General features: G+C 61.6%; 21 protein-coding genes. 14 read left to right on the plus strand and 7 right to left on the minus strand.

Annotation, left to right across the window (positions count from 1 at the left end; genetic code table 11):
• Positions 1 to 135 precede the first annotated feature (135 nt).
• On the plus strand, positions 136 to 1,461 hold the full coding sequence (locus VGG64_12100) for a DUF1501 domain-containing protein (GenBank protein HEY1600340.1): 1,326 nt from the start codon (positions 136 to 138) through the stop codon (positions 1,459 to 1,461).
• A gap of 52 nt (positions 1,462 to 1,513) precedes the next feature.
• The gene (locus VGG64_12105; protein HEY1600341.1) at positions 1,514 to 2,035 is read left to right on the plus strand and encodes a hypothetical protein; all 522 of its coding nucleotides are present in this window, start codon (positions 1,514 to 1,516) and stop codon (positions 2,033 to 2,035) included.
• Positions 2,036 to 2,090: 55 nt separating this feature from the next.
• Here VGG64_12105 and argS read toward each other — a convergent pair whose 3' ends face one another.
• The 4 genes from argS to VGG64_12125 all read right to left on the minus strand — a co-directional run bounded on the left by argS (position 2,091) and on the right by VGG64_12125 (position 9,395).
• Positions 2,091 to 4,085, minus strand: coding sequence for an arginine--tRNA ligase (gene argS / locus VGG64_12110; protein HEY1600342.1), 1,995 nt, complete (start codon positions 4,083 to 4,085; stop codon positions 2,091 to 2,093).
• A 222-nt stretch (positions 4,086 to 4,307) separates the two neighbouring features.
• Complete coding sequence (gene rsfS, locus VGG64_12115; GenBank protein HEY1600343.1) at positions 4,308 to 4,745, minus strand: ribosome silencing factor; 438 nt, start codon at positions 4,743 to 4,745, stop codon at positions 4,308 to 4,310.
• 118 nt (positions 4,746 to 4,863) lie between these two features.
• The gene (locus VGG64_12120) at positions 4,864 to 6,312 is read right to left on the minus strand and encodes a DUF1501 domain-containing protein (GenBank protein HEY1600344.1); all 1,449 of its coding nucleotides are present in this window, start codon (positions 6,310 to 6,312) and stop codon (positions 4,864 to 4,866) included.
• Positions 6,309 to 9,395 carry a PSD1 and planctomycete cytochrome C domain-containing protein gene (locus VGG64_12125; protein ID HEY1600345.1) on the minus strand — a complete coding sequence of 1,029 codons (3,087 nt, stop codon included), beginning with the start codon at positions 9,393 to 9,395 and terminating at the stop codon, positions 6,309 to 6,311. The genes VGG64_12120 and VGG64_12125 overlap by 4 nt, the downstream gene beginning before the upstream one ends.
• Positions 9,396 to 9,949: 554 nt before the next feature.
• Between VGG64_12125 and VGG64_12130 the strand changes: the two genes are divergently transcribed.
• The 4 genes from VGG64_12130 (at position 9,950) to VGG64_12145 (ending at position 14,764) form a co-directional block, all read left to right on the plus strand.
• Complete coding sequence (locus tag VGG64_12130) at positions 9,950 to 10,696, plus strand: UvrB/UvrC motif-containing protein (protein ID HEY1600346.1); 747 nt, start codon at positions 9,950 to 9,952, stop codon at positions 10,694 to 10,696.
• Between the two features lie 181 nt (positions 10,697 to 10,877).
• Complete coding sequence (locus VGG64_12135) at positions 10,878 to 12,179, plus strand: Gfo/Idh/MocA family oxidoreductase (GenBank protein ID HEY1600347.1); 1,302 nt, start codon at positions 10,878 to 10,880, stop codon at positions 12,177 to 12,179.
• Positions 12,180 to 12,468: 289 nt separating this feature from the next.
• The gene (locus tag VGG64_12140; GenBank protein ID HEY1600348.1) at positions 12,469 to 12,864 is read left to right on the plus strand and encodes a BlaI/MecI/CopY family transcriptional regulator; all 396 of its coding nucleotides are present in this window, start codon (positions 12,469 to 12,471) and stop codon (positions 12,862 to 12,864) included.
• Positions 12,857 to 14,764 carry a polysaccharide biosynthesis/export family protein gene (locus VGG64_12145; protein ID HEY1600349.1) on the plus strand — a complete coding sequence of 636 codons (1,908 nt, stop codon included), beginning with the start codon at positions 12,857 to 12,859 and terminating at the stop codon, positions 14,762 to 14,764. The genes VGG64_12140 and VGG64_12145 overlap by 8 nt, the downstream gene beginning before the upstream one ends.
• Before the next feature lie 25 nt (positions 14,765 to 14,789).
• Here VGG64_12145 and VGG64_12150 read toward each other — a convergent pair whose 3' ends face one another.
• On the minus strand, positions 14,790 to 15,506 hold the full coding sequence (locus VGG64_12150; protein ID HEY1600350.1) for a site-2 protease family protein: 717 nt from the start codon (positions 15,504 to 15,506) through the stop codon (positions 14,790 to 14,792).
• 178 nt (positions 15,507 to 15,684) lie between these two features.
• Positions 15,685 to 17,028 carry a Gfo/Idh/MocA family oxidoreductase gene (locus VGG64_12155; GenBank protein ID HEY1600351.1) on the minus strand — a complete coding sequence of 448 codons (1,344 nt, stop codon included), beginning with the start codon at positions 17,026 to 17,028 and terminating at the stop codon, positions 15,685 to 15,687.
• A gap of 221 nt (positions 17,029 to 17,249) precedes the next feature.
• Between VGG64_12155 and VGG64_12160 the strand changes: the two genes are divergently transcribed.
• The 4 genes from VGG64_12160 (at position 17,250) to VGG64_12175 (ending at position 23,229) form a co-directional block, all read left to right on the plus strand.
• Positions 17,250 to 19,142 (plus strand): DUF1549 and DUF1553 domain-containing protein, encoded by a 1,893-nt coding sequence (locus VGG64_12160; GenBank protein ID HEY1600352.1) that lies wholly within the window; start codon positions 17,250 to 17,252, stop codon positions 19,140 to 19,142.
• A complete protein-coding gene (locus tag VGG64_12165; protein HEY1600353.1) occupies positions 19,132 to 20,637 on the plus strand; it encodes a DUF1501 domain-containing protein in 1,506 nt (501 codons plus the stop codon). Before VGG64_12160 ends, VGG64_12165 begins: the two co-directional genes overlap by 11 nt.
• An 18-nt stretch (positions 20,638 to 20,655) precedes the next feature.
• A complete protein-coding gene (locus VGG64_12170) occupies positions 20,656 to 21,897 on the plus strand; it encodes a sulfite oxidase (protein ID HEY1600354.1) in 1,242 nt (413 codons plus the stop codon).
• Positions 21,898 to 21,996: 99 nt separating this feature from the next.
• Positions 21,997 to 23,229 carry a hypothetical protein gene (locus tag VGG64_12175; protein HEY1600355.1) on the plus strand — a complete coding sequence of 411 codons (1,233 nt, stop codon included), beginning with the start codon at positions 21,997 to 21,999 and terminating at the stop codon, positions 23,227 to 23,229.
• Positions 23,230 to 23,252: 23 nt separating this feature from the next.
• On the opposite strand, the gene VGG64_12180 is transcribed toward VGG64_12175, so the two are convergent.
• Positions 23,253 to 23,639: a hypothetical protein gene (locus VGG64_12180; GenBank protein ID HEY1600356.1), complete on the minus strand. Its 387-nt coding sequence runs from the start codon at positions 23,637 to 23,639 to the stop codon at positions 23,253 to 23,255.
• Positions 23,640 to 24,009: 370 nt separating this feature from the next.
• Between VGG64_12180 and VGG64_12185 the strand changes: the two genes are divergently transcribed.
• From VGG64_12185 to VGG64_12200, 4 genes are all read left to right on the plus strand, one after another.
• Entirely contained in the window at positions 24,010 to 24,531 is a 522-nt protein-coding gene (locus VGG64_12185; protein ID HEY1600357.1) for a beta-hydroxyacyl-ACP dehydratase, read from the plus strand.
• Positions 24,532 to 24,573: 42 nt separating this feature from the next.
• Positions 24,574 to 25,359: a rhomboid family intramembrane serine protease gene (locus VGG64_12190; GenBank protein HEY1600358.1), complete on the plus strand. Its 786-nt coding sequence runs from the start codon at positions 24,574 to 24,576 to the stop codon at positions 25,357 to 25,359.
• Positions 25,360 to 25,366: 7 nt separating this feature from the next.
• Positions 25,367 to 26,017, plus strand: coding sequence for a tRNA (guanosine(46)-N7)-methyltransferase TrmB (gene trmB / locus VGG64_12195; GenBank protein HEY1600359.1), 651 nt, complete (start codon positions 25,367 to 25,369; stop codon positions 26,015 to 26,017).
• A gap of 228 nt (positions 26,018 to 26,245) precedes the next feature.
• The coding region (locus VGG64_12200) for a hypothetical protein (protein HEY1600360.1) at positions 26,246 to 26,836 on the plus strand (591 nt) is incomplete at its 3' end.

The raw sequence follows: 26,836 nt of genomic DNA on the forward strand, positions 1-26,836 counted from the left end.
CCGGCAATCGCATATGGACTTGCGCCTCGGAACCGGGCTAAAATCAAGCACACTGCAGCGTGGTTGGCTGGGTGCTGATTGCGTCTGCGAACGTGGTCTTGTCTGCTCTCCCACTGTGCCGCGAGGAGCCGTTCGATGCTAACTCTCTTCGGAAACGCGACGAGATTTTGTGACGGTATTAATCGACGCAGCTTTTTGCGGGTCGGTGCACTGGGCCTGGGAGGCTTAACGCTGGCGGACTTGCTGGCGCTACGTTCGCGATCTGAGGAGACCAACGTCCAGGCGAAGCGAAATGCGGCGGTCATCTTTGTGGAATTGGGTGGCGGACCGTCGCACCTGGAGACCTATGATCCCAAGCCCAACGCGCCACGCGAATTTCGCGGACCGCTGGACTTCGCAGCAACTAACTTGCCTGGCGTCTATTTCAGTCAATACATGCGCGAGCAGGCGCAACTTCTCGATAAACTCGCTGTGGTGCGTTCGATTCACCACGGCTCGAACAGTCACGACGCATCGAGCCATCTGACCCAAACGGGTTTTCTGAAGCGCAGCCAAAGAGCCGGTCTTAACGAGATGCCCTGCTTCGGTTCTGTGGCGGCGCGGGTGTGCGGGCCGAATGAACCTGGATTACCTGCCTATGTGGCGCTACCGCGCCTCATGCGCAATGGCGGCGCCGCCTACCTCGGCACGGCGCACAACCCCTTCGAGACAATCAACGACGCCGGTAAGCGGAATTTCTCGGTGCGTAACCTGACCCTCTCGACCGGACTCAACGCCGCGCGACTCGAGGACCGTCGCACGCTGCTGACGGCACTCGACGTGCAGCGCCAGATTGTCGACCTGGAAGGCTCATCCGAGGCCATCGATGATTTCACGCGGCAGGCACTCGAAATGGTCACCGGTCCACGGGCCCAAGCCGCCTTCGACATTTCGAAGGAACAGGATCGAGTTCGTGAGGAATACGGTCTGACCGACATCGGGCAGTCGCTGCTGCTGGCCCGTCGGCTGGTCGAAGCTGGAGTGACTTGCGTTACGGTGCGCTATCCCGGCTGGGACAATCACGTCAAGATTGCCCAGGCGATTGAACAGCGCGGCCCTCGCTACGATCAGGCCATGGCTGCTTTGGTTCGCGATATCTACCAGCGTGGATTGGACCGCGACGTGCTCGTCGTGGCGATGGGCGAGTTTGGCCGCACACCGCGTGTGAACCGCAATGCAGGGCGCGACCACTGGGGCTCGCTGATGAGCGTGCTGCTAGCAGGCGGCGGTCTGAAAGCCGGAATCGTGGGCGCTTCGAACTCGAAGGGCGAAGTCCCTGTGGAATGTCCCTACGGTCCAGAAAACGTGCTGGCCATGGTATATCGACACTTGGGAATCGACCCCGAGCAAACGTTTGCCGATCTCGCCGGTCGCCCTCGTCACATCCTGGAAGAGCGGCGGTTGATCGCCGAACTCGTCTGAGCCTGGCTCGCGTTGGGTTCATCAAGTCGGCCATCCGCAGAGGGAAATTGCCATGAATATGTTACTGCCGCAGTGTTCGCGCGCCGTTGTAGTCGTGCTCGTTTGTCTGACGTCGGCCGCCGTGGCGCAGGATCCCAAGACATTTGCCGGTAACAAGCCGGAGACGATTCTTCCCAAGCCCGACGGGTCCTTGGTGCTGCCCGCAAGCAAGTGCGAAGTCTACGGCACGACGCTCCAGTACATGGCCGAGGATAAGGCCCTCGGTTGGTGGAACACGGCCGATGACCGCGCCGTGTGGAAGCTGAGCGACGTCAAGCCGGGCGTTTACGAGGTGTGGTTCGAATGGTCGTGCGCAGATGAATCGGCCGGGAACACATTCCTGTTCGACGCCGGAGACGAAGAGCTCAAGGGGACGATTCCCTCGACCGGTTCGTGGCAAAAACACAAGAAGGCCAAGTTCGGCACAATCGACTTGCCGGCCGGTGACTATGGCGTCGAGCTGCGCGCCGGTGGGCCAATCAAGGAAGCCCTGGGAGACTTCCGCGAAGTGAAGCTGGTGCCGGCCAAGGACTGACGGCTGCAAAAACTCGTGCTGTCACAGTGGCGGTTTGTCGCACCCAATGGCGCTTCTACATCTGCTCCACGATGTCGATCCCCAATAGCGCCAAACCTTGTTTCAGGGTTCGCGCTGTCAGATCGCACAGTAGCAGTCGGCTGCTGCGCAGGTCATCGCTGTCAGCCTTGAGCACGGGGCACTGATCGAAGAAGCTCGAGTAACGATTGGCCAGTTCGAACAGGTAAACCGTGAGCTGGTTCGGGCGATAGTCGACCAGCACAGCATCCAATGCCTCGGCGAATCGCAAGATTTCGACCCCCAAGGCTCGTTCGGCCGGCGTGCCGAGCAGGAAGGGCACGCGCCGGGCGCGCAGCGACTCGATGTCGATTCCTCCGCGGCGGAAAATGCTGCGCACGCGGGCATAGGCGTACTGCATGTACGTGGCTGTGTTCCCGTTCATGGCCAGCATTTTGTCGTAGCTAAAGGTGTAATCGCTCGTGCGATTTTGCGACAGATCGGCATACTTGAGCGCCGCGATGCCCACGGTCTGCGCGATCGAGCGGCGCGTGTCATCGGAAAGCTCGCGACCATCGGGCTTAGAGTCGTCGTTTTCGCAGACGATTCGATAAGCCCGCTCGACGGCTTCGTCCAACAATCCCTCCAGTCCCACGGTATCGCCCGAGCGGGTTTTGAACGGACGGCCGTCATCCCCCAGCACGGTGCCGAAGCTGAGGTGCGCGAATTGGACTTTGTCGAAGCCCCATTTCTTGGCCGTGGCGAACAATTGCTCGAAGTGCAAGCTTTGGCGATGGTCGACCACATACAGCATCGCATCGGGATTCCAGCGCTCGCGGCGATATTGGATCGTGGCCAGGTCCGTCGTGGCATACAAGAATGCGCCGTCCTTCTTCCGCACGATCATCGGCGCGGGATTGTCGTCGCTGAAGACGCAAATGGCGCCGTCGCTTTCGCGAGCCAATCCTTGCTTTAGCAGGCTGTCGACAACGCCCTGCAGCCGGTCGTGGTAAAAGCTCTCGCCTAGCGTCTCGTCGAACGAGACGCCTAACCGGTCGTAAAGCCTCTGGATCGCGGCCATGCAGTCGGGCATGAACTGCCGCCACAGCTCGAGGTTCTCGGCATCGCCCGAGTGCAGCTTGGCTGTCTCGGCCAGCACTGCCGTCTCGATGGGGGCATGCTGGGCTGCTAGTTTCGCGAGTGCTGCGTCCGAATCGACGGCCGTCAGGCGGCGACGCAAATCGGCCACCGCGGCATTGGCCTCGGTCAGTTCCGCATCGGCGCGGCGCAGCGTTTGGGCGGCCTTCTTGTCCGCCTTGGCGTCGCCGCTGGCGGGCGTCGCGCGGAGAGTTGCCAGGGTTTGCTCGGCTGCGCGAACGCGTTTCTCGAACTCCGGCAGCTTGCGCTGACCCTCGTGATAGTCGACCAGTTGAGTCACCAAGCGATACAGCCGTGCCAATTCATCGACGCGCGACCGCTGGCAGGCGGCCTCGTCGCGAAAGTGCTTGTAGCCGTAGATGATCATGCCGAACTGGGTGCCCCAATCGCCGATGTGGTTGTCGCCGATCGCGCGGTGGCCGAGAAACTTCAGCGTGCGGTAGATGCTGTCGCCAATGACGGTCGAACGGATATGCCCGACGTGCATCGGCTTGGCCACGTTGGGGGCCGAATAGTCGACAATGAACGTCCGCGGCGCGGTCACGGGCTCGATGGCCAGGCGAGTGTCTTCGGCGGCGCCACGCAATTGCATGGCCAGCCAATCCTCGCGGAGTGTCAAGTTGATAAAGCCTGGCCCCGCGATCTCGGCGGGCTGACAGATGTCGGCCACGTCGAGGTGCTTGACGATCTCGGCGGCGATGTCCCGGGGCGGACGTCCCAATAGCTTGCCGAGCGGCATCGCCATGTTGGCCTGGTAGTCGCCGAACTTGGCTTCCTGGCTGGGACGCACAAGATCGACCAGATCGGCAATCTTGAGCGCACCGTCCGGCTGGCTTGTCTCCAAATGCGCGAGCGCGGTGGCGAACCGCTGTCGTAGCTGGCGGAGGATGTTCATTTTCCGAGAGACACCAAAGGGGACGTTTCGGCCATGTCGCGATGGCGGAGTTCTGCGGCTGTTCAGCGCGCAGCAAATGATCCGAGTCGACGAAAAACCGACACCAGGCAGACACCACGTGCGGGCGAAGGAACCATTGCACGCACTGCGAGCCAGTGTAACCAGATCGGCCAAAAGAGACAGGCGTGCCTGCTTAGCGTACTGACCTGAACGACCGCGAATTTAGCGAGCGCGCAGCGTGGGGGCGCTCGGCGGCTCGGGCTTCGTCAACTCGAGCGGCACGCGTTTGGCCATGCACCAGAGTTGTTCCAGGGCGTAGTAATCGCGGGCCTCGGACTCGAACAGATGGATAACCACGCTGCCGTAGTCGAGCAGGATCCAGTGGCTATCGACGTATCCCTCGATGCTCAGGCGATGGTCGCCCAGCTCGTCTTCGAGGCGATGGTCGATCTCTTCGCTCATGGCGTGTAGCTGCCGGCGGCTGGTGCCGGTCACCACGACGAAATAATCGAATTCAGAAGTCACTTCCCGGAGGTCGAGGACCACGACATCGCGTCCTCGATTGTCAGCCGCTGTTTGGGCCGCCGCTTTGGCAAGCTCCAAGGCCCGATTCGGATTGTGCGAAGTCGCTACGTACCGGCTGACGCTGGATGTCGCCACGGTCTTGCTTCTCCGGAGTGGACTGAAATGCCCTCATCTCTATTCTACACAGCCTAGAGGTCTGATCCAGCTTACCGGTTCGCCAGGAAATCGCCAAACGGCTATGTGCGGCCGGTATTTAGCCGACAATTTGCCGAATGACGTTGCCGCCAACGTCGGTCAGGCGAAAGTCCCGCCCCTGGAAACGATAGGTCAGGCGCAAATGGTCGAGGCCCAGCAGGTGCAAAATCGTGGCCTGCAGATCGTGCACGTGGACCTGCTGCGCTGGCTCGACAGCGCCGAAGCCCAGTTCGTCCGTCTGTCCGATGGTTTGGCCGGCCTTGATTCCGCCCCCCGCCAGCCACATGGAATACGCTTCGATATGGTGATCGCGTCCCAGCGAGCCGCGGTCCTCGCCCATGGGAGTGCGGCCAAACTCACCCCCCCAGACAACCAGCGTGTCGTCCAGCAGGCCGCGGCGCTTGAGGTCCGTGACCAGACCCGCGGCCGGGCGATCGGTTTCCAGGCAGATTTTCTCGAGCGACTCTTCCAGATTCTCGCTGCCACCGTGATGATCCCACTCGGTGTGGAATAGCGTGATGAACCGCACGCCTCGTTCGACCAGCCGTCGCGCTAGCAGGCAATTGTTGGCAAACGATGCCTCGCCCGGCTTCGCCCCGTACAGGGCCAGCGTCTCGGGTGTTTCGCTGGCCAGGTCGATCAACTCCGGCGCACTCGATTGCATGCGGTGCGCCATCTCGTACGAGGCGATCCGCGTGGCGATCTCGTCGTCCCCGGTTGTCGCATAGCGCTCATGGTTCAAGCGACCAATCGCGTCTAGCGCCCGCCGCTGCTGCACCTCTGAGATGCCCGCCGGAGTCGTCAGGTTCAGAATCGGATCCCCCTGGCTACGCAGCGGGACACCCTGATACACGCTCGATAGAAAGGCGTTGCCCCACAGTGCAGCCCCGGACCGTGGACCGCGGGGGCCCGATTTCAACACTACGAAGCCTGGCAGCTCTTGCGTTTCGCTCCCCAGGGCATAGAGCAACCAAGAGCCCATGCTGGGCCGCCCGAATTGCGGCGTGCCCGTGGCCAACATCATCTTGGCCGGTCCGTGATTGAAGACGTCGGTCTTCATCGTGCGGATGATTGCCAATTGATCGGCAATGGAAGCCGTGTGCGGCAACAGCTCCGAGATCTCGGCGCCCGATGCGCCGTGCTGAGCGAACCGGCGTTTACTTCCGAGTAGCTTTGCGTCGGGCTTGATGAACGCGAACCGCTTGCCGTCCGTGTAAGAGGGCGGGATCGCCTGACCGTTGAGTTCCCGAAGTTTGGACTTCTGATCGAATAGTTCCAACTGACTCGGTCCGCCGGCCATGAACAGCTGAATCACCGCCTTGGCGCGCGGCGCGAAATGGGGCGGGCGCGTGGCTAGCGGATCGCTGCGCGTCGCTCCTTGCCCCTCGCGATCTAATAGCGCAGCGAGCGCCATCCCGCCCAGGCTCAGGCCGCAGTCGCTGAAGAATTGGCGGCGGCTGGCTCGCCGAGTTGCGGAGGCGTCGGTGCTAAGCGGTAGCTTGGTCATTCGCGGGTCATAAACTCGTCAAGGTTCAAAAGGGCTCGGCCTACGGTGGTCCAAGCCGACAAGAGCCGCGGATCTATGCTGGATGGCTGGGATTTATCGGCGACCACAGTGGTGAAGGCCGCATCGGCCAGTTCGTCGGCCAGCAACTCGGCCAGGCAGGCGCGCTCGGCATTGTTCGGCTCGCGCGCCAGACAGCGACGAAACGCATACCGGAGGCGATCTGTCGTAGCGGCGCTTGGCAATTCCGTAAGCGTGCTGGTGGCCAGGGCCCGCGCCGCCTCGATGCAGGCCTCGTCGTTGAGCAGCGTCAGCGCTTGCAGTGGCGTGTTCGCACGGTCGCGGCGCGTGCAGGTGGTAATGCCGTCGGGGGCGTCGAAGACCTTCAGAAAGGGATGCGGCGTCGAGCGCCAGTAGTACGTGTACATGCCGCGACGGTAGCGATCATCTCCTTTGCTCGTGGGCCATTCGCGCGGGCTGCGCGTCAGCGCCATCACGCCGTCGGGCTGCGGGGGGTACACGCTGGGGCCACCCACCTTATGTGACAAGAGGCCGCTGGCCGCAAGCATTACGTCGCGCACGGTCTCGGCCTCGACACGAAGTCGCGATTGCCGCGCCAAAAGCCGATTATCAGCATCGATCGCGGCCAACTCGGGCCGCGCCGTCGAAACTTGTCGGTAGGTCGCCGAAGTGACAATCAAACGGTGCGCTGCCTTCATGCTCCAGCCGTGCGCGATGAACTCCGAGGCCAGCCAATCCAACAGTTCGGGGTGCGTGGGGGTCGAGCCCTGGATGCCAAAATCGTTCGACGTTTCCACCAATCCGCGGCCGAAGAGTTGCTGCCACAGGCGATTCATCGTGACCCGCGCGACAAGCGGGTTCGCCGGATCAACCAGCCAGCGGGCCAGATCCAGCCGCGAGCGAGTTTTTGCCTCCCCGGGCAAAGGAGGAAGCACCGAGGGGACGTCGGCATGTACTACGGGCCCATTGCGCAGGTATTCGCCGCGGATCAAAATGCGGGTTTCACGCGGTTTCTCGCGCTCGTGCATGACCAGCGTTGTGGTTATGCCTTGCTTGAGTTTTTCCAGCTCGCGCTTTGATTCCGTGACGTGTGCCACTAGCGCTTGGCGGCGCGGATCGATTTTTTGGTACTCGTCCAGCACGAGTTGTTGTTGGGCGGGCGTGCGATCGGTGACGGCCACCTGCAGCGCGGCGCGAACCGGTTCGGCCAGCTCCAACACCATGCGTGACGCGGCGGTGACCGATAGGCGGAACCGTCCTAGCAGCAAATGGGGCTTTGCATAGCGCTGCGCCAGCGAAACAACCAGCTGCTTTCCGTCAGCCACGCAATCGTCGCGCGCCACCAAGACGGCCGTTCGATCCAGATGGGGCGTGGTGTCGACCACGTAGATGGCCCAGCCGGTTTGTTCCTTGCCGTCGATTAGGTGCGCAGCGGGGAACTTGTCTTGCGCATAGTCGGCGCTGGCAGACTGCCAGACGACGTGTTGAACTGCTGAGCCCGTGTTGTCAGTAGGCGCGGGATTGACCAGATCGAGCGCGACTTCACTCAGGACAAAGTTGCCGTTGTCGGCGCGACCTGGTCCGTGGCGAGGCAAGCTGTCGTGCGTTAAGGCTTCCACCCGCAAACCCGTGATAGTTGGCAACGGAGCGGCCGCGGTGACCGTGTAGGTGTCGACCGCTGGGCGATCGCCGCCGGGAAGCAGCGAGCGATCATCGAGTTTCTGTAGTGTCGATCCGCCGGCGGTGGAAAACGCACTGGGATCGAGCACCGACCAATTCACCTCAAGCTTGCCAGCGAATTGCTGCTCCCATACGGCACGTTGCGGAGCCGACTGATCGTCGTAGTCATTCAGCTCTTTGGTCGCTGCCGCGACCTTTGCCGTCAATTCTTCCTGGCGCCGGGCCTGGTCCTCGGTCGGTACGGGCAGCGTCGGCTCGTCGGCGCCGTTCAACAGGGCGAACATTTGATAAAAGTCGCGCTGCGAAATCGGATCGAACTTATGGTCGTGACAGCGGGCACAGCCAAGGGACAGCCCCAAATAGACGCTGCCGGTCGTGCTCACCCGGTCGACCACTGATTCGATGCGAAACTCTTCGGGATCTGTGCCCCCCTCTTCATTCTGCAAGGTGTTGCGGTGGAAGCCCGTCGCGATGCGTTGGTCCAGCGTGGCGCCAGGCAACATATCGCCGGCAAATTGTTCGATCGTGAACTGGTCGAACGGCATGTCCCGGTTCAAAGCATCGATCACCCAATCGCGGTATTTCCAGATGCTGCGAGGATTGTCGTTCGTGTAACCGTTGCTGTCGGCATAGCGAGCCAGATCGAGCCAATGTCGGGCTTGCCGCTCGCCGTAGTGGGGCGATGCCAGCAGACGTTCGACCAGTTGGTCATAGGCATCCGGACGATGATCCGCCACGAACTCGTCGACTTCGGCCACAGTCGGCAGCAGCCCTAACAGGTCGAGGCTCAATCGGCGGATAAGCGTAACGCGGTCAGCCTCGGGTGCCGGGGCGATTCCCTCGCGGGCCAGCCGCCCGACGATAAACGCATCCAGCGGATTCCGAACGCAGTGCGGATACTTCGCCACCATCTGGGACACCGTGGGCACGTCCGGATGCGCGACGGGCTGGAACGACCAGTGGTCGCTCTTTCGTCGTGCCGAGGCGGGCGCGGGCGCTTCGTCGGCGGGGGCGATTGCGCCGGCGTCGATCCAGCGCGTCACAAGGGCGATTTGCGCGGCGGAAAGGCGCGGTCCCTCGGGGGGCATCGGCTTGACCCCTTCGGCGCCGCTGACGGCTTGCACTAGTAGGCTGTCCGCGCTCTTGCCACGTTCCACCGCCGGACCGCTATAGCCCCCTTCGATCGCGCTCGCCACCGAATCGAGTCGCAGGCCCGATTTCTGTTCATCAGCACCGTGACACTTGTAGCAGTTTTCCGCCAGGATCGGCCGCACATCGCGCACGTAATCGACAACATCACCGTCAGCCGACGAACGTCCGGCGCCGAGTGCCATCAGGCAGACGACAGCTACAAGTTGCAGGCTCGCCAATAGCGATCGTGTCATGCTCACACCGACAGGGACGTCGGATCGACGCGGGGGTGGGCGCAGCAAGGGAGGGAAGTCGCTCGGCCGGCCGCCCCATGCCCCTCTGGAACGGCGGAAATCAACCGTCGATCTTAAGGGGCATGTAACCTGGCTGCAAGAAAAACGGCGCCAGGCGTGTCACCGCAGGGAGCCGGGCGGGAAGACCATGCGTTCGAAATGATCAGCGATTGCTGCGCACAGGCATGTAGCGTGTGCATGCCACTGAGGACGCGGCGGCTCGTGTCGGGCGGCGATCTGCCTCGGCTCAAACGCTGGCCAGCCCGCCGACAGCACCTTCATTTCGAGCGGCAGAGGGATTGCGGATGAGAAGCATTCCGTAGCATGTATCAGCGTGGCTTCATTCTACTTCGGGCGATTAGGGGATCGCAAAAACTCGCAATGGTTGGCGTAAATATTCCCTTGGCGTCGGCGACGGAGGGCCCTGGCAGGCAGGTGGCCCTTGGCCGGGGCTCGGTGGTATAATCTACAAGACGCCCCGGGGGCCATCAGGCCCGCACCCGCGGTAAGCAACAATGAGCAAGCGCCACGATATCGACCACGTGCTGAAGAGCTGGAAGTACGAGTCCGGCGAAGTGACTGCACGGCTAGTTCGTGCGGGAGACGGCCGGCAGGTGCTTCAGATGCGCATCGACTTGGGCGTACTCCAGTTAGAGCCTGAGAACCGTCCCGATGGCACGCGCCCCGGGGGCGCGGAATCGTATTTCGACTATTTGCTGGGCGTGGCCCTGCACGAAGGGGACGGGTTCGTTCTCGACGACGAACAATGTGCCGAGGCCGATCGGGAGTTCGTCCAGTACTACCATCGCCGCATGTGCTGGCTGGCATTGCGTGAGTTCCGTCGGGCCATGCGCGATGCCGATCACAGCCTGAGCTTTATGGATTTCGTACGGTCCTGCTCGCCCAACGAGGAATGGACCGCTTCGCACGAGCAGTACCGGCCGTTTATCCTCTTCCACCGTACCCAGGCGGCCGCACTGGCCGAACTAGAGGATTCAGGGCCCGAGTCGGCGGTCGAAGCCGTTAACGTCGGGCTGGAAAGCCTCAGGCGATGCTATCTCGATGCCGGTATCGACGAGGAGCAGTTGGAAGACGACGAGTTGGTCGAACGGCTGCACGAATTGCGGGAATCGGTTCGTGAGCATTACCATTTGGGGCGGACTTTGGCGGAACAATTGGCCGACGCGGTGGCCGCCGAAGAGTTTGAGCGGGCCGCCCAATTGCGCGACGAAATCGCCCGCCGCACGGCCAGCCGGGCCTAAGGCGTTTCCGGACGTCTCGCCTCGCGGCGTAGGATGTTGCCCGCCCCCCTTGCCGTAGGCTAGGCTGTCGGGCGGCTGTAGTAGACTTACCGAGTGTCACTCCCCGAAAATCACGCCCGCCCACGGCCTGCATCGCTATCGATTTGGCCAGGGCTCTCGCGAACCTCTAAGGAACCCACCAATGAGCCAGTCGCCCGCCGACCGTAAGCCTGCCGGCCCGACGCGCCGCTCGTTTCTGAAGACCTCGGCCGCAGCCACTGCCGGCGGGGCTCTGGCTGCCAATTTATCGATTGCCCGCGCGGCGCATGCGGCGGGTAGCGATACGTTACGCGTGGGGCTGATCGGTTGCGGTGGTCGCGGCACCGGGGCCGCGGCCCAAGCGCTAACCGCGGACCCGAACGTGAAACTGACCGCCATGGGCGACGCGTTCGCGGATCGGCTGCAATCGAGTCTCGACAATTTACAAAAGATGTTCGCAGAGAAGATTGAAGTGCCGGAAGAGCGTCGCTTCGTAGGCTTCGACGCCTACAAGAGCGTGCTCGACAGTGGCGTGGACGTAGTGATTCTGGCCACGCCTCCTCATTTCCGTCCGGCCCATTTGCAGGCAGCGGTGGCTGCAGGCAAGCACGCCTTCGTGGAAAAACCGGTGGCCGTTGACGCACCGGGCGTACGCAGCGTCCTAGAGACGTGCGAAGAGGCCAAGAAGAAAGGGCTGTCGATCGTCTCGGGGCTGTGCTACCGCTACGACCTGGCAAAGCGTGAAACGATCCAGCGCATTCACGACGGCGCCATTGGCGACATTGTCGCGCTGAACGTCAACTACAACACCGGCACTTTGTGGTCGCACGCGCGCAAGGAAAGCTGGAGCGACATGGAATGGCAGTTGCGCAACTGGCTCTACTTCACCTGGCTGTCAGGCGATCACAATGTCGAGCAGCATGTGCACAGTCTCGACAAGGCGGCCTGGGTCATGCATGACGAGCCGCCGGTAAAAGCCATTGGACTGGGCGGACGACAAGTGCGCACTCAGCCGGAATACGGGAACATCTTCGACCACATCGCGGTCGCGTACGAGTATGCCAGCGGCGTCAAGCTGTTCGCCTATTGCCGGCAGCAAGCCGGTTGCAGCGTCGACGTTTCGGACCATATCTACGGTACCAAGGGAAACGCCGAGCTGATGAAGCACACCATCAAAACCGGCGATTCCAACTGGCGCTATCGCGGCGAAGCGCCCAATATGTACCAGCAAGAGCACGACGAGTTATTCGCCAGCATCCGCTCGGGCAACCCGATCAACAATGGCGAGTACATGAGTCGTAGCACGATGCTTGCTATCCTGGGTCGCATGGCAACCTATACCGGCCAGACGATCACCTGGCAGGATGCTCTGGCATCGAACGAGAGGCTTGGCCCCACGGAATACAAATGGGCCAGTCTGGATGTGCCCCCCGTGGCCATGCCCGGCATCACGCAGTTTGCGTAGGCAAGCGTGCTGCCGACGGGCTGCGGTCTCGAACAGCGAATGACCGCATGCCTGCGGAAATGGCCAAGCGCAAATGACGTAGATGGTTCTCTCCGCTTGAACCGTCTGCTAGGCAGTTGTCATTCGTGCTTTTCTAGACATGCACAGCTTCGGCCTTTTTCATTCTCGTTGGTCTTGCCACTAATCCAGCCGCGGCCGCTCATTTTGCTCGCGATTTTTCACTTGACTCCATTGCGCAGCTTGATACGATCAGCGGACGTACGTCGTATCGACGTAGATGGAGTAACTTATGCGGCGCAAAACGCTTCACGGCCTGGGAGACTTGCAGGCCAAAGTCATGGATTATGTGTGGGACCGGGGCGAGGCCACCGTCACGGAGGTCGCCGAGCATCTCGGTCGAGAGCGGGCCATCACGTACACCACCGTACTGGTGGCCATGCAGAAGTTGGAGAAGAAGGGGTGGCTTGCGCACCGCGTGGCGGGTCGCGCCTATGTCTATCGGCCGGCGCGCACTCGGGCAACGGCGCAGGCCGGCCTGGTAACGGAAATGCTTGACGCCGTATTCGACGGCGATCCGAAACTACTCGTGTCGCAATTACTCGACGCGCGTCCTTGGACGCCCGAGGAATTGGCTCAACTGCGGCAACTTATCGAGGCCCGTCGCAAGGAGAAACGCCGTGAATGATCTGTGGAACCTAGGGTCGGCAGAAGGTTGGCATGGATTGGCGATCGACTTCATTTGGCAACCCGTGGTGATCGGCGCTGCGGCAATCATCGCCGTGCGGTTGCTGCGTGCGAAACCGGCTGCCCGCGCGGCGATTGCATTGGCCGCCGTGCTCTTGTGCGTCGCGACGCCCCTCGGCTCATCCGTTGTCCGGTGGGGTGGCTGGGGCGTTTTATCGTCAAGGCATGACGAAGAGCCTACTGCGCGACAAATCGCTCGCCAGGAGTTACCTCAAAATACTCTCCAACCGGCGCAGGCTCACGGGGCAGATGAGCCTCTTGCCGGCGACCCCGTTTCAGTCGAAGGTGCTGCGGCCGGATCACCGTCTTCGCTCTGGCGAATCTGCGGCGCGGCTTGGCTGATCGTTTCGGCCGGGCTGGCGCTGCGGTTGGCACGCAGCGCCCTGGCCGTGCGCCGCACGTGCTGCGCGGCATCGCTTTGCCAGGACGCAGAGCTTAACGAGATGCTGCTGAAAGCTGCCCAGGAGATCGGCGTGCGCACGCCAGAATTGTTGGTCAGCGCGACCGTTGCTTCACCGGCCCTCGTCGCCGGTGTGCGGCCAAGGATTTTGATTCCCGCGGACATCAATGGGCGGGGCGATTGGTTTGCCGTGTGCTGCCACGAATTGGGGCATTTGGCGCGTGGCGACGGTCTTACGCGATTGGCCGTCGAAGTGGCCGTGGTAGCCATCCCGTGGCAGCCGATCGTGTGGCTGCTGCGGCGCGATTTTCGCATCGCCTGTGAAGAAGCGTGCGACGATTGGGCGGTTGCCGCAGGAGCCGATCCGGTGGAATTTGCGTCGACACTTTTGGACTTCGTTCCGCAGGCCGGTTCGCTGCTCGTGCTGGGAATGTCGGAAAGCGTGGTGGCCACTCGCGGTCGCATCCTGCGATTGCTGGCCATGCAGGGCGTGCCGCGGCCCAAGCTGAATCTGGTCGTCGGCATCTCCGGATGGCTGATTGCCGTGGCGCTGGCCGTGATGTTGGCCTTGTTGCAATACGGGCGCAATCCGTGGGGCGGCTCGGCGGACTTGCCGCCGTGGGGGAATACGCCAGTATCCGTTGCCGCGGCCAAAGCGTCGGCACCGTCCGAACGTCCCCCGTTGAAGCCCTACGTCATCGATTCTCCTGACGTGCTGTTGATCGATGCGGTGAAAGTCGTGCCGAAGCCTCCCTATCACATCGAACCGCTGGACACTCTGGAGATCTTCGTCCTGGGAACGCTGCCCGATCAGAATATCGCTGGTCCCTATCCGGTCGAGGCCGACGGTACAATCATGCTCGGGCCAGCATACGGCGCCTATAAGGTATCCGGATTGAGCACGGCCGAGGCACGAGACGCTATCAGAAAGCACCTGGAAGGCATCCTCACTGCCCCGGAAGTGTCCATCAGCCTGGCGGAGACCGCCGGTCGGCAGCAGATCTCGGGCGAACATCTGGTCGGCCCGGACGGAACGGTAAACCTGGGAACGTACGGTTTTGTGCGTGTCGGCGGGCTCGATATTACCCAAGCTCGCAATGCCATCGAAGCGCACTTGAAAGACTATTTGGACGAGCCGAAGGTTTCGGTCGACGTCTACGCCTACAACAGCAAGGTTTATTTCGTGGTTGTCGAGGAGGATGGTGCGACGGTGGTCCACCGCATTCCCTGCACCGGCCGAGAGCGCGTGCTGGATGCACTGTCGCAGGTGCCCGCGGCGAAACTTACCAAGACTGGCTGGGTGTGGGTTTCGCGGACGCTGGCCGATAGTAACGAGGCGCAGATTATGCCGGTCGACTGGCGCGCGATCTTTCGCGGTGAGTCGAACGCCACCAACTATTGGATCGAAGCCGGCGATCGCATTTTCGTGCAAGGGAACTGATTGCTCGCAGCGCCGCGGGTCGGCCTCATCCTACGACGTGCCGCGCTATGTCCATCACGGTCGTGTACATCATCAGACCCAACAGGCAGATCCAGCCGGTGATAGCCAGCGGATAGTGCAGCCGGGCAAATTGCGGATGGACCTTCTCGAGCAAGCACATCACGACTTTGCCGCCATCCAACGGTGGCAGCGGCAGAAGATTGAGGATCGCCAGATTCAGGCTCAGCATTACGGCAAAACTTGCTAGCCCGACGAGCCCGTGCTGGGCGAACTCGCCGCCGATCGCCACGATGCCCACGACTCCTGAAAGCTGATCGGGCTGCGAGACGGCCAAGGGCAACGTAGCGAGTAGTTTGCCGAACACTGTGGCCGTTTGCACCCAAGGTTCGACGAACAGGCCAGAACCTGTCACCCCGTAGGTGGCCACGTTAGTGGCAGCGAACAAGACCACCGGCAAGAGCAGATTGGCCAGCGGACCTCCGAGCGCGAAGATAATTCTGCGGCCGACGGGCAGCCGTAAGTAGTCTGCCTCGTCGGTGACGGCCGGCAAGACGTACCCACCGAGCGGCACGGGCGCCAATACGTATTCGGTCTGGCCCCATTTCCAACTCGTTAGCGCCGGACCGAAGCCGATCGAAAATCGCGCCACTGGTATGCCGGCCACCCAGGCAGCTACCAGGTGCCCAAGCTCGTGAATCAAGATCAAAGCCCCTAGCAAAAGCGCAATCAGAAGGTAGCTCAAAGGTGGTTCCTTGCTCGCCGCAAATGAGACGCTTGAGGGACGTGCCTGTGATTCGTCCCACGGCGACGAATCTTGCCCGCGAGGGGGGGCGACAAAATCCATCATGAGCAGCCATCCGGCGACCAGCAAGATGCCCGATGCGGATGTCGCCGCGGCCGGTTTTCTGGTCCCCCCGGATTTAGACCCCCTTGGGGACCGCCCAGTGGCCATCTCGATAGGGGCGGCGCACCAGGGCATTGGCCGGCGCGTTCCCTGCAAACTGCTCGGTCTGCGGATCGAAGTGCAGCGTCTGTCCCAGCCGCGTGGCGATGTTGCCCAGGTGGCATAGGGCGGTCGAAAGGTGGGCGATCTCGATATCGGCATGCGGCCGCTGATCTTCACGAATAGCCGCCAGGAAATCACGGTAATGAGGCAGTCCCATGCCCGATTTTTCTTGGCTCTGCCGCAATTGGTTCTTCGGTCCGAAGAGCTTCCATCCGTCCCCTTTACCCAACAGCAGCATCCCCTCGGTACCGTAGAACGCGTTGCCGTTCTCGTACGATTCCTGTCGATAGGGAGACCAGATTCGTTGCTCGTAGATCAGCTGCTTGCGATGCCCGAATTGTCCATCGCCCGGATAGTCGAACACCACGTACTGCGTATCGGGGAATTGCTGATCGTCGTCGAAATAGAATTTGCCGCCCGAGGCGGTCACAACCGAGGGATGCGTGTCGACGCCCAGCCCCCAGCGTCCGATGTCGATATCGTGGACGCCGTCGTTACCCATGTCGCCGGTGCCGAAGTCGTACCACCAGTGCCAACCGTAGTGAATACGGTTGGCCTGAAATGGCACCATCGGCGCGGGACCAACCCATAGGTCGTAGTCAAAGCCATCGGGTTGTGGTCCGGGCGAGCCGTGGCCGATGTCCCTCCGCCGCTGGCTGTTCCATACTTTGGCCACCAGGATGTCGCCAATCGCGCCCGTGCGCAACAGTTCGATCGCTTCAATAACTGCGGGCGAGCTGCGGCTTTGGGTGCCGACCTGCACGACGCGCTTGTTGCGGCGTGCCGCGTCGATCATCAGCCGCCCTTCGCGGATATTGTGCGAGCAGGGTTTCTCGACATAGACGTGCTTGCCCGCGTCGCAGGCCAGGATCGTGGCCGGTCCATGCCAATGGTCGGGCGTGGCCACGCACACGGCGTCGACGGATTTGTCGTCCAGCACCTCGCGCATATCGGACACGATCCGCGGCGCGTTGCCCTGCGCGCTTTCGACAATTTGCGCGGCTTCGGCGGCGCGGCTGGCCTCTGGGTCGCAAACGAATGTCACGGCCACGTCAGGTTGCTCGACGAATACGCGGAGTAAATTCTTTGCCTGCCCGCCGCAACCGATCCAGCCCATCACGATTTTGTTTTGTGCCGCATTGGCAGGCGTCGCCGGTTGATCCTCTGCCCGGGCACTCCCGCTAAGCCGCGTGGCGGCCATTGCTACCGCACCCAGGCTGGCTTGCTTGAGAAAATCGCGACGCTGGGACTCTGTCATGTGACATCTCCTGAGAAACGCACGGTGGCCATGGGCGAAGGCAACTGAGGATGGCGCGCTCCCAGCGTAACCCCTAGCCAAGAGCAGTTCAAAGGGTCTTCGGGCTGCGCCCCCGCGACCCGGAAAACTGGCGACGCCCCGCTGGCCCGGATAGACTGGCCTGTTGGGGCGCAACGTACGTGTCGAACCGACGCGCGCGACATCGTGAGGTCAGGCGGCGCATGATTCGGAATTGCCAGATCGTTGTAATGGGTGTGCTGTGCTCGCTATCCCTAACGGCGGTCCCCAGCTACGCTCCCACAAACGCACGCGCCGCCGAGAGCGTGGCGGCGAGCGAACTGTGGTCCCTGGCGCCGGTCAAAAAGCCGGCGCTTCCCGAGGTCAAGCAGGCGGATTGGTGCGTTACGCCGATCGATCGTTTTATTCTCGCGCGGCTGGAAGCGGACGACTTGCTGCCGGCTCCGCCGCTGTCGCGAGAACGCCTGATTCGCCGGGTCTATTTCGACGTGTGGGGCCTTCCGCCATCACCGGAAGAGGTGCGGGCGTTTCTGGCCGACAACTCGCCGATGGCTTACGAACAGCTTGTCGATCGGTTGTTAGCCAATCCTCATTTCGGCGAGCGCTGGGCCCGGTACTGGCTCGACGTGGTTCGCTTTGCCGAAACCAACGGTTACGAGCGTGATGCCGAAAAGCCGGGCGCCTGGCGCTATCGCGATTGGGTCATTCGCGCGATCAATGAAGACATGCCCTACGACCGGTTCGTGCTCGAGCAGTTGGCAGGCGACGAGTTGCCGGACGCCAATGACGCCACTCTTGCCGCCACGGGGCTGTTGCGCGTGGGGACTTTCGACGACGAGCCCAACGATCCGCTGGTCTACAAGTACGAGCAGCTCGACGACCTGATCGGCGCTACGTCGACGAGCTTCCTTGCGTTGACATTGAAATGTGCCCGTTGTCACGACCACAAGTTCGACCCACTTTTGCAAAAAGATTATTACGCGTACCTGAGTTTTTTCGTCGCCGGCCAGGCCGCCGAGAACAAAGAGATTCTGGGATATACCGATGGCGGGCGCGAGGCCGATCCGGTGAAGCTGTTAGGCGGGGGAGACCCGCGCCGCGAAGGGGCTGTTGTGCCGGCGGCATTTCTATCGGTCCTGCCAGAATTGGCACGCCCTATCGAACCGCCCCCCGCCGAGGCGAAAACTACGCATCGGCGCACGCAATTGGCGCGCTGGATCGCGGACCCGGCCAATCCGCTGACGCCGCGCGTGGCGGTGAATCGGTTGTGGCTGAATCATTTCGGCGAGGGGCTATGCCGTACGCCCGATAATTTTGGCGTGATGGGAACCGCCCCCACGCACCCGGAACTGCTTGACTGGCTGGCTGCGGATTTTATCGAGAATGGCTGGCAGGCCAAGCGGCTGCACAAGATGATCCTGATGTCGAGTGCCTACCGGATGGACTCTATTCACCCGCGGCAGGCGGAGTACGCCACGCGTGATTTCGCCAACGAGCATTGGTACCGCGCCAATCGCAAGCGTCTGGAGGCAGAGCCGCTGCGTGACGCGATGCTGGCGGTAAGCGGGCGATTGAATCCTCAGTACGGCGGACCCAGCTTTTATCCCACCGCCACCCGCGAAGCGTTGGAAGGCCTTTCCAAGAAAGGGGCCGAGTGGAAGGAGTCCTCGCCCGAGGAGCAAAGCCGTCGCAGCATTTATATGTTCACAAAGCGGTCGCTGCTATTGCCGTTGATGACGGTTTTCGACTTTGCCGATACCACGCAGCCCTGCGCCCAGCGAAATGTCTCGACCGTCGCACCGCAAGCACTGGCGCTTTTGAACAACGATTTTGTGCATGCGCAAAGCGACGCCTTTGCCACACGCCTGGTGCGCGAAACTGGTGCCGATAAAGGGACGCAAATCCAGCGTGCCTGGTGGCTGGCGCTGCAACGTGCCCCGGCCGACGAGGAACAGAAGTTCGCGCTTACGCATCTTATGCAGCAACGTGATCGATTTGCCTCCGCAGGGGGCACTTCGTCAGACCCCGATCAATTGGCGTTGGCGTCGCTATGCCATGTGCTGTTGAACCTGAACGAGTTCATCTATGTCGACTGAAGATTCCCCAGTCGCGAATTTCGCCAGGCGAATGCAGCCGGGATTGTTCCCGTGCGGGCAGTCGCGCCGCGAGTTCGTGTGGCAAATGGGGGCCGGTTTCGCCGGTGTGGCGCTTTCGAGTCTGTTGGGTGCCGACGGTTTCTTCGCACGTCATGCACAGGCGGCCGAGGGCAGCCCGGCAGCGACCAGCCCACTGGCCCCACGGCCGTCGCACTTCCCGACGCGCGCCAAGAGCTGCATTTTCTTGATGATGAACGGCGGGCCGAGCCACGTCGATACTTTCGACTACAAGCCAGAGCTGGCGAAATATGCCGGCCAGACGCTGCCGCCCAACAAGAAGTTCACGAACTCGGGCAATCGCAAGATGGGCTTCTTGACGCCCGCCTGGCGACCTTTCCGGCCAGGCGGAGAGAGCGGCCTGATGATCTCGGACTATTTTCCACGCGTCCGCGAGCATGCCGATAAGCTGGCTCTGCTTCGCTCGTGCCATACCGACAGCCACGCGCATGGCTCGGCGCTGGTGGCGATGAACACCGGCAAGACATTGATCGGTCGCCCGTCGCTTGGTAGCTGGGCCGTTTATGGGTTGGGGACCGAGAATCAGAATCTACCTGGCTATGTGGTTATCCTCGACAAACGCGGGGGACCGATCAGCGGTCAACCGAACTGGGCCAACGGCTTCATGCCGAGCACGTACCAGGGGACGCTTTTTCGTCCCGTGGGCGATCCCGTGCTGGATCTACGCGGGCCGGGCCACATCAGCACGGAAACTCAACGGGAGCAACTCGACCTGCTGGCGAAATTGAACGAGCAACATCTGCGCGAGCGGGCCGGCGCCAGCGAATTGGCGGCGCGGATCGCCAGCTACGAACTGGCCTACCGTATGCAGTCCGAAGTGCCCGAGGCCGTAGATTTGAAGCAGGAGTCGCAAGAAACGCTCGACCTGTACGGTGTGGGCCAGCAGCCGACCGATGAATATGGCCGCAATTGCCTGGTGGCGCGCCGGCTGGTGGAGCGTGGCGTTCGATTTGTGCAGCTCTACAGCGGTGGCGGTCACTTGGAAGAAACCTGGGACGCGCATGAAAGCGTCGAAAAGAATCACGGCCGGCATGCGGCCGAGGTCGATCAACCGATCGCGGCCTTACTAACAGACCTGGCGCGGCGCGGGCTGTTGGAAAGCACGTTGATTTTGTGGGGCGGTGAATTCGGACGCATGCCCTTTGCCGAAGGGGAAGGGGCGCCGGGTCGGAATCACAATCCTTACGGCTTTACGATGTGGCTGGCCGGCGCCGGAGTTAAGGGAGGCACATCCTACGGTGCCACCGATGACTTTGGCTTCGAGGCGGTCACCGACAAAGTTCACCTGCACGATATCCATGCCACACTGTTGGCCCTGATGGGCATGGACCACGAACAGTTGACGTACTTTCATCAAGGGCGCGACGAGCGTCTGACAGATGTCTTTGGCCGCGTGGTACGCGAAGTCATGGCCTAGCCGGTGGATCGTTGAGACATGCGCAATAGGCCGGCAACCAGGCGACAGTTCCTGAAGCGATCCACGTTCGCAGCGGGTGGGCTGTTTTTGGCCGCGCCCGTCGGTGCGTCGCGACTGGCGATGGCTGCCGAAACAAGCCGCACGGCCGCCAACGTCATCACCGGTAAAGACCCACGCTTGATCGTGCATAGCGCAGAACCCGCCGAGTTAGAGACGCCGCTTGCTCTGTTGCGCGAGCACAGCATTACGCCCGATGCACTGTTGTTCGTACGCAACAACCAGTCTTTGAGCGGGGCGATGAATCTCCTTCCGCTTGAAGCCGGGGGTTGGCCGGTCGAAATCACGGGGCTCGTCGAACGGCCAGGTTCGATCAATGTCAGCCAGCTGAGCCAGATGCAGCAAATCGAACAAGAACTCGTGCTGCAATGTTCGGGAAATGGGCGAGCAATGTTCTCGGCGGCGGCTCCGGCCAAGGGGGCACAGTGGCAGTGCGGCGCCATGGGCAACGTGCGCTTTGGCGGCGTGCCGCTGGTCAAGGTGCTGGATCGGTTGGGGCTGAAAATCGATCCCCGGGCACGCTTCGTCACAGCCGAGGGGCGTGACGCGCCAGCCAAGGCAGGCGATCCTGATTTCGAGCATAGTATTCCGCTGGAGGATGCGCTGTCCCGTTCCTTTGTGGCGTTAACAATGAATGGCGCGCCGATTCCTGCGGCACATGGAGGGCCGGTCCGTTTGGTGACACCGGGCTACTACGCCACGATGAATGTCAAATGGCTCGGCCGGTTGCGCTTCGAGGAGACAGAGACAGCGAACTACCACCAGGTGCGTCGATATCGCACGCCCAGAGAGCCGATTCCCGTTGGTAGTGAATTCACGTACGGCTTGCAGAACAGTGAGCCCAATTGGCGAATGCGAACCAAGAGTGTCATCTTCGCGCCGCTCGAGGGGGAGCGCGTGGCCGCGGGCGACGTCGACATTCGTGGGGTTGCCTGGAACGACGGCGCTACACCCATCGAAACCGTGCTTGTTTCGACCGGAAATGACATGGCCTGGCGGCCAGCCAGAATCGTAACTGCCGGCGGACCGTACGCATGGCAACACTGGAGTCTGTCGTTGGATTTGCAGCCGGGAGAATATCGGCTGTCGGCTCGCGCGGTCGACGCGTTGGGACGCACGCAGCCGCTATCTCCGGCAGCTCATTGGAACCCTGCCGGTTATGCGTTCAACGGCGTGCATAGCGTCAAAGTTATCGTGCGCTAGAATACGTTGCGCCAAAAAATCGCGTCGGAGCCAGGGAATGGACGACTGTTCGACCTCGGGCGTGGTGTCGTCGTAGCGAAACCGCAAACGAGCATTTTCATGTCGCGGCATACGGCCTTCGTGATCGTTTCCAGCGTGATTCTGACGATGGTTGCCTCGGCGCGGGCCGACGAGCCGTTGACGGCTGCTGTGCCGGATCCGTCTTGGGATGCGGTGTTCGATCGCGCCGACGGTTGGATCGGCGGTGACGCCATCTACACGACGCCGCTGCCCCCTGGCGACGTTCTATGGCTGTTCGCGGATTCTTACATCGGACGGGTGCGCGACGGGCGCCGTCAGCCGGGCACGCGCATGGTGAATAATGCGCTCGCCAGGCATGCCATTTCAAAGACGGTGGGGCCGCCGGATCCGCAGATGGTGCGTTTTCAGTGGGGGTCGACTCCCGATGATGCGAAGCCCAAGGCCTGGATTGAACCTGATCCTGCGCTGCGGCCGGCGGGTCAGCCAGGCGCAGAAGAGTGGTATTGGGTGGCCGACGGAATCGTGGCCCCGCGGGCGACGGGGGGAGATCGTTTGGTTCTGTTCTTGTGGCTGATCGCGCGCACCGGAAACGAAGTGATGGGATTCCGTGCCGCCGGCAACTCGCTGGCGATCGTCGACAATCCTGCCGTCGATTGGTCGAACTGGCGCCCCAAGCAATTTGCGATTACGCATGCAATACCCGCGCCGGTTGTGGATACACGTCGCAAGCCAGAGATTGTCTGGGGATCCGAAGTCGTGCGAAGCACCGAGCCCGGGAGCGAGAACGCGCTGCTCGTATTCGGCTATCGCCAACCACAACAGGGGGCAACGCAGCTCGTGCTCGCGCGGGTCTCTGCCGAAGCGATTGAGCAGATGGATCAATGGCAATTTCGGACTGCAGACCACTGGTCCGCAAACACCAACAATCTCGCTTCACTTGCCGAGGGGCTAACCACTGAGTTCTCTGTCACTCGGATGGGCCGAGGGGATCAGCCGCTTTGGGTACTCGTACAAAGCGAGCCCTGGTTTGGGACGAAGATCCTTGTCCGGACCGCGCGCTCGGCCTATGGTCCCTGGTCGTCGCCCAAGCCGATCTACCAGGTCCCGGACATTCAGCCGGCCAAGAAGCACTTCACCTATGCAGCCAAGGCGCATCCCGAGTTGAGCCGTGCGGGCGAATTGCTCGTAAGCTACGTCGTGAATTCGTTCGACTTTGGCGAGTCGTCGACGAATGCATCGATCTATCGCCCGCGCTTCGTGCGCGTGCCCGCAAGTGTCCTGCCCGAGCCACCGGCCGAAGTTCGCAATTAATCGAGCGTTAGCAGGCTAGAACGTTAGTACTTGGCCGGCTCGGGAGTCGCGGACGGTTCAGGCGGGGCCGTGGCCTTTTCACCGCCGGCCGGGTTATCGCTCGGTTGTTCTTGCGCGTCCAGTATGTCGGCGCCTGGCAGGTCCGCGGCGTTGGTAATAATGTGTCCCAACTCCTCGCGGCTTGCGCCAGGACCGCAGCCGGCCACCATCAGCGCGGTAAGAACGAAGGCCCCGCCATACCATCGCAAGCGGGTGTAGGGTCGTCCGCTCTGGTGAATGATTCTGGCCATGGTGCGCGACTGTCCCCCCATGATACTTGAACCCAGTGGACGGATTTTCCAGCATTTCATCGAGCGGCGGGCCCGAATTAGCCCTGCCAGCACGATCGACTTGCCGATCTGAGTATGCATCTTTTCAGCCCGGCAGGTCCATGATAACCTAAGCGATTCTTAATCAGAATCGAATCGCGTCCTTCCTGGGAGTTACGGCATGGCCAAGCCACATCGCCAACTGAAAAAAGCCAATCATGGGGCCCGCCCCGCCAATAGCAAGGCACGCCGCCTGAAGCGGAAGCATATTCGCACCTAGTTCGCGTCTGCCAACTGGGTACACGTCTCGCCACCCAGCGGCAGATTTGCGCGCCTGGGGGCAGTCGGGGCAGCGCGCGCCAGAGGAATTTCGTCTATTTTCTGGCGTCGATAAGCGGCGTTGCAACTGGTTCATGCCAGTCACCTCTCGGGCGTCTGACTATCGATTGGTCTTAACATCGAGGAACGGACCATGGCCAATAAGGGCCTGATTCTCGATTTTTCTGCCTACGATTTAGACAATTGCCTGGCAAACATTGACGAGATCCGCCGTTGGAATCCTCAGCGGTTTGAAATGGAGCAATTGACCGCGATCGTCTACGACGATCCGGTTCGTCAGATTTGCGTCGGTTATCGTGATTACGGTCCTGACGAGTTTTGGATCCGTGGTCACATGCCCGGTCGGCCCGTCTTGCCGGGCATTCTGATGTGCGAGGCGGCGGCGCAATTGTGCAATTACTTCGCGCAGAAGCACGGGTTGATGGATGCCGAGATCCTGGGATTTGGCGGGCTCGACGCGGTGCGCTTTCGTGAAATGGTGACGCCTGGCGACCGCCTGGTCATCGTCTCGGAACTGGTCAAGGTTCGTCGCGCCGCCATGTTGGTGTCTCGATTTCAAGGCTTTGTGCGCCAGTCGATGGTGTGCGAGGGGGAAATTCGCGGCGTGCCTCTGCCCATTCCGCGGCCGTCGAACGCGCAACGTTCCGCAAGCTAAGGCGATTGCGCGGCGACGATGATTTTTCCCTTTCGCGACAACGTGCCAGCCCACCGAACGCCGTTCGTCACCTATCTGATCGTCATCACCAACGTGGTGGCCCTGGTCTGGCTGACACGCCTGCCGCCGCTGGCTCAGAACGCCGCGGCCTACAAATACGGTTTCATTCCTCTGCGGATCGCCCAGTTGTCGGTCCCACAGGCGCTGCCGCTACAGGTTCCCGTGCCGGCGCAGCCTGGTTTTCCGCCGCGCGTGATGCTGGTCAACTTGCAGCCCGACCGCGGCCAGATCTACGCCACGCTGATCACCGCCATGTTCATGCATGGCGGCTGGATTCATTTAATCGGCAATATGTGGTTCTTATGGATTTTCGGCGACAATGTGGAGGATCGCCTGGGGCATTTTGGATATGCCGTGCTGTATCTGGTCGGTGGTATTCTGGCCAGCCTGGCACATTGGTTCATGCAACCGGAGAGTACCTTACCGGTCATTGGCGCCAGCGGTGCCGTGGCGGCGGTGCTGGGCGCCTATGTGGTCACCTGGCCGTTTGCAAGGATTCATTCGCTGGTCTTTCTGGTTGTGTTCTTTACGGTGCTGGAATTGCCCGCGCTGGTTGTGTTGGGCTTTTGGTTTTTGCAGCAGTTGATTGCGGCCCGGGCGATCGAAAATCGTCTGGCGACCGAGGGGGTCGCCTGGTGGGCGCACGTAGGGGGATACTTGGCCGGCATGGTGCTGATGCAAGTGCTGACCTTCGGCAGCACGCCACCGGCACACCCCGACGATGACTACCCCGGAGACACTCTAGAGGACGACAAGCAGGTCACTTGAAACGAACATGGCACGACAAGCACTGAGAAAAATCGATCCCGCGTTTGACTACTCGTCCTGGTTGCTGTCGATCGAACAATTGCCGGCACCGTGGATCGACACGGCACTATTCGCACAGGCGAGGCCGCTGGAGGTCGAGCTTGGCAGTGGCAAGGGGCTGTTTCTGTCGGCTGCCGCGCAAGCTTGGACGGAGCGCAACTTTCTGGGCCTGGAGATGGCGCAGAAATACGCGCACTTCGCTGCGGCCCGTCTGGCCCGTGCGCAACTTGCCAACGCGCGGATGGTGCAGGGCGACGGATTGCGGGTATTTCACGAGTACCTGCCCAGCGATGCGCTGGCGGCAGTCCACGTCTACTTTCCGGACCCCTGGTGGAAGGCACGGCACAAGAAACGCCGAGTTATGAACGAGCACCTACTGCGCGACGTCGAGCGGACACTCGTGCCCGGCGGAACGTTGCATTTTTGGACGGACGTGGAAGAGTATTTCCATTCCGCCATCGAGACTTTGCACGCCAGCACCCGACTGGTCGGCCCGTTCGAAGTGGCCGAGCAGAACCCGACGCATGATTTGGATTATCGAACGCACTTCGAGCGTCGCACGCGGTTACATGGCCAGCCCGTCTATCGCGCAGAGTTTCGCAAGGCCGCGGCTACATAGAGCGCGTGGTTTGCGGAGAGCATTCTCCCAGGGCCTTCCCTGATTACGGATGTCTAGGGCGGTCGGTGATCGCCCGGCGTTCGGCACAGCTAGCAGGGCTTGCGCGCGTCAAAAAATGGCATGCTGCCGGAATCCGCCTCCGTGCTACACTTCGCCACCGTTCAACCGCCGGCGCAGGTAATGTGCCGAGCGGTCTCAAATCGTTCGAAAACATTCCAGTCACACGGCATGAATCGCGCACCCGACATTCTGTCCGCCTGGATGGCGGTGTTTGTGGCCGGACTTCTCTTGGTAGCGCCGGACCGCGCTACGGGCGTGGATGCGGCGACCGGGACGGAACAGACGTTGTCGGACCTCGTGCGCCGCACGATCTTAGAGAACTTGCCGCGCGAGTTCGCAGGCGAGAATGACTGGGGCCAGCAAAAGGAAGTCGCCAGCGGACTGAAATTTCAAACCGGCGGCGGCCGGCTACGCATCTCGAAGCGCACCAAAGAAGTCAATGATGGACTTTGGACTAACTATCGCGTGACGCTAGTCGATCCGACGCAGAATCTTCGTATTCAGATCGCGCAGTTCCGCCGGTTAGGGCCGGGCCGCATTGCCTTCCAGCTATTTCTCTCTGCTCGCCTTGGCGGTGAAGCGCGCTACGAACGCTGGCGGCGAGGGATCAAGATGCTGAATTTCAAAGTTGATGCCGAGAGCACGGTCGAGGCGGCGCTGGATTGCGAGGTTGGCTTTCGACTTGTACCGGGGCAAATTTGGCGAGACCTGGTCGTCGAACCAAAGGTCAATGGCGTGAAGCTTTCTCTGGTCGATATC

Source organism: Pirellulales bacterium, from assembly GCA_036490175.1.
GTDB lineage: Bacteria > Planctomycetota > Planctomycetia > Pirellulales > JACPPG01 > JACPPG01.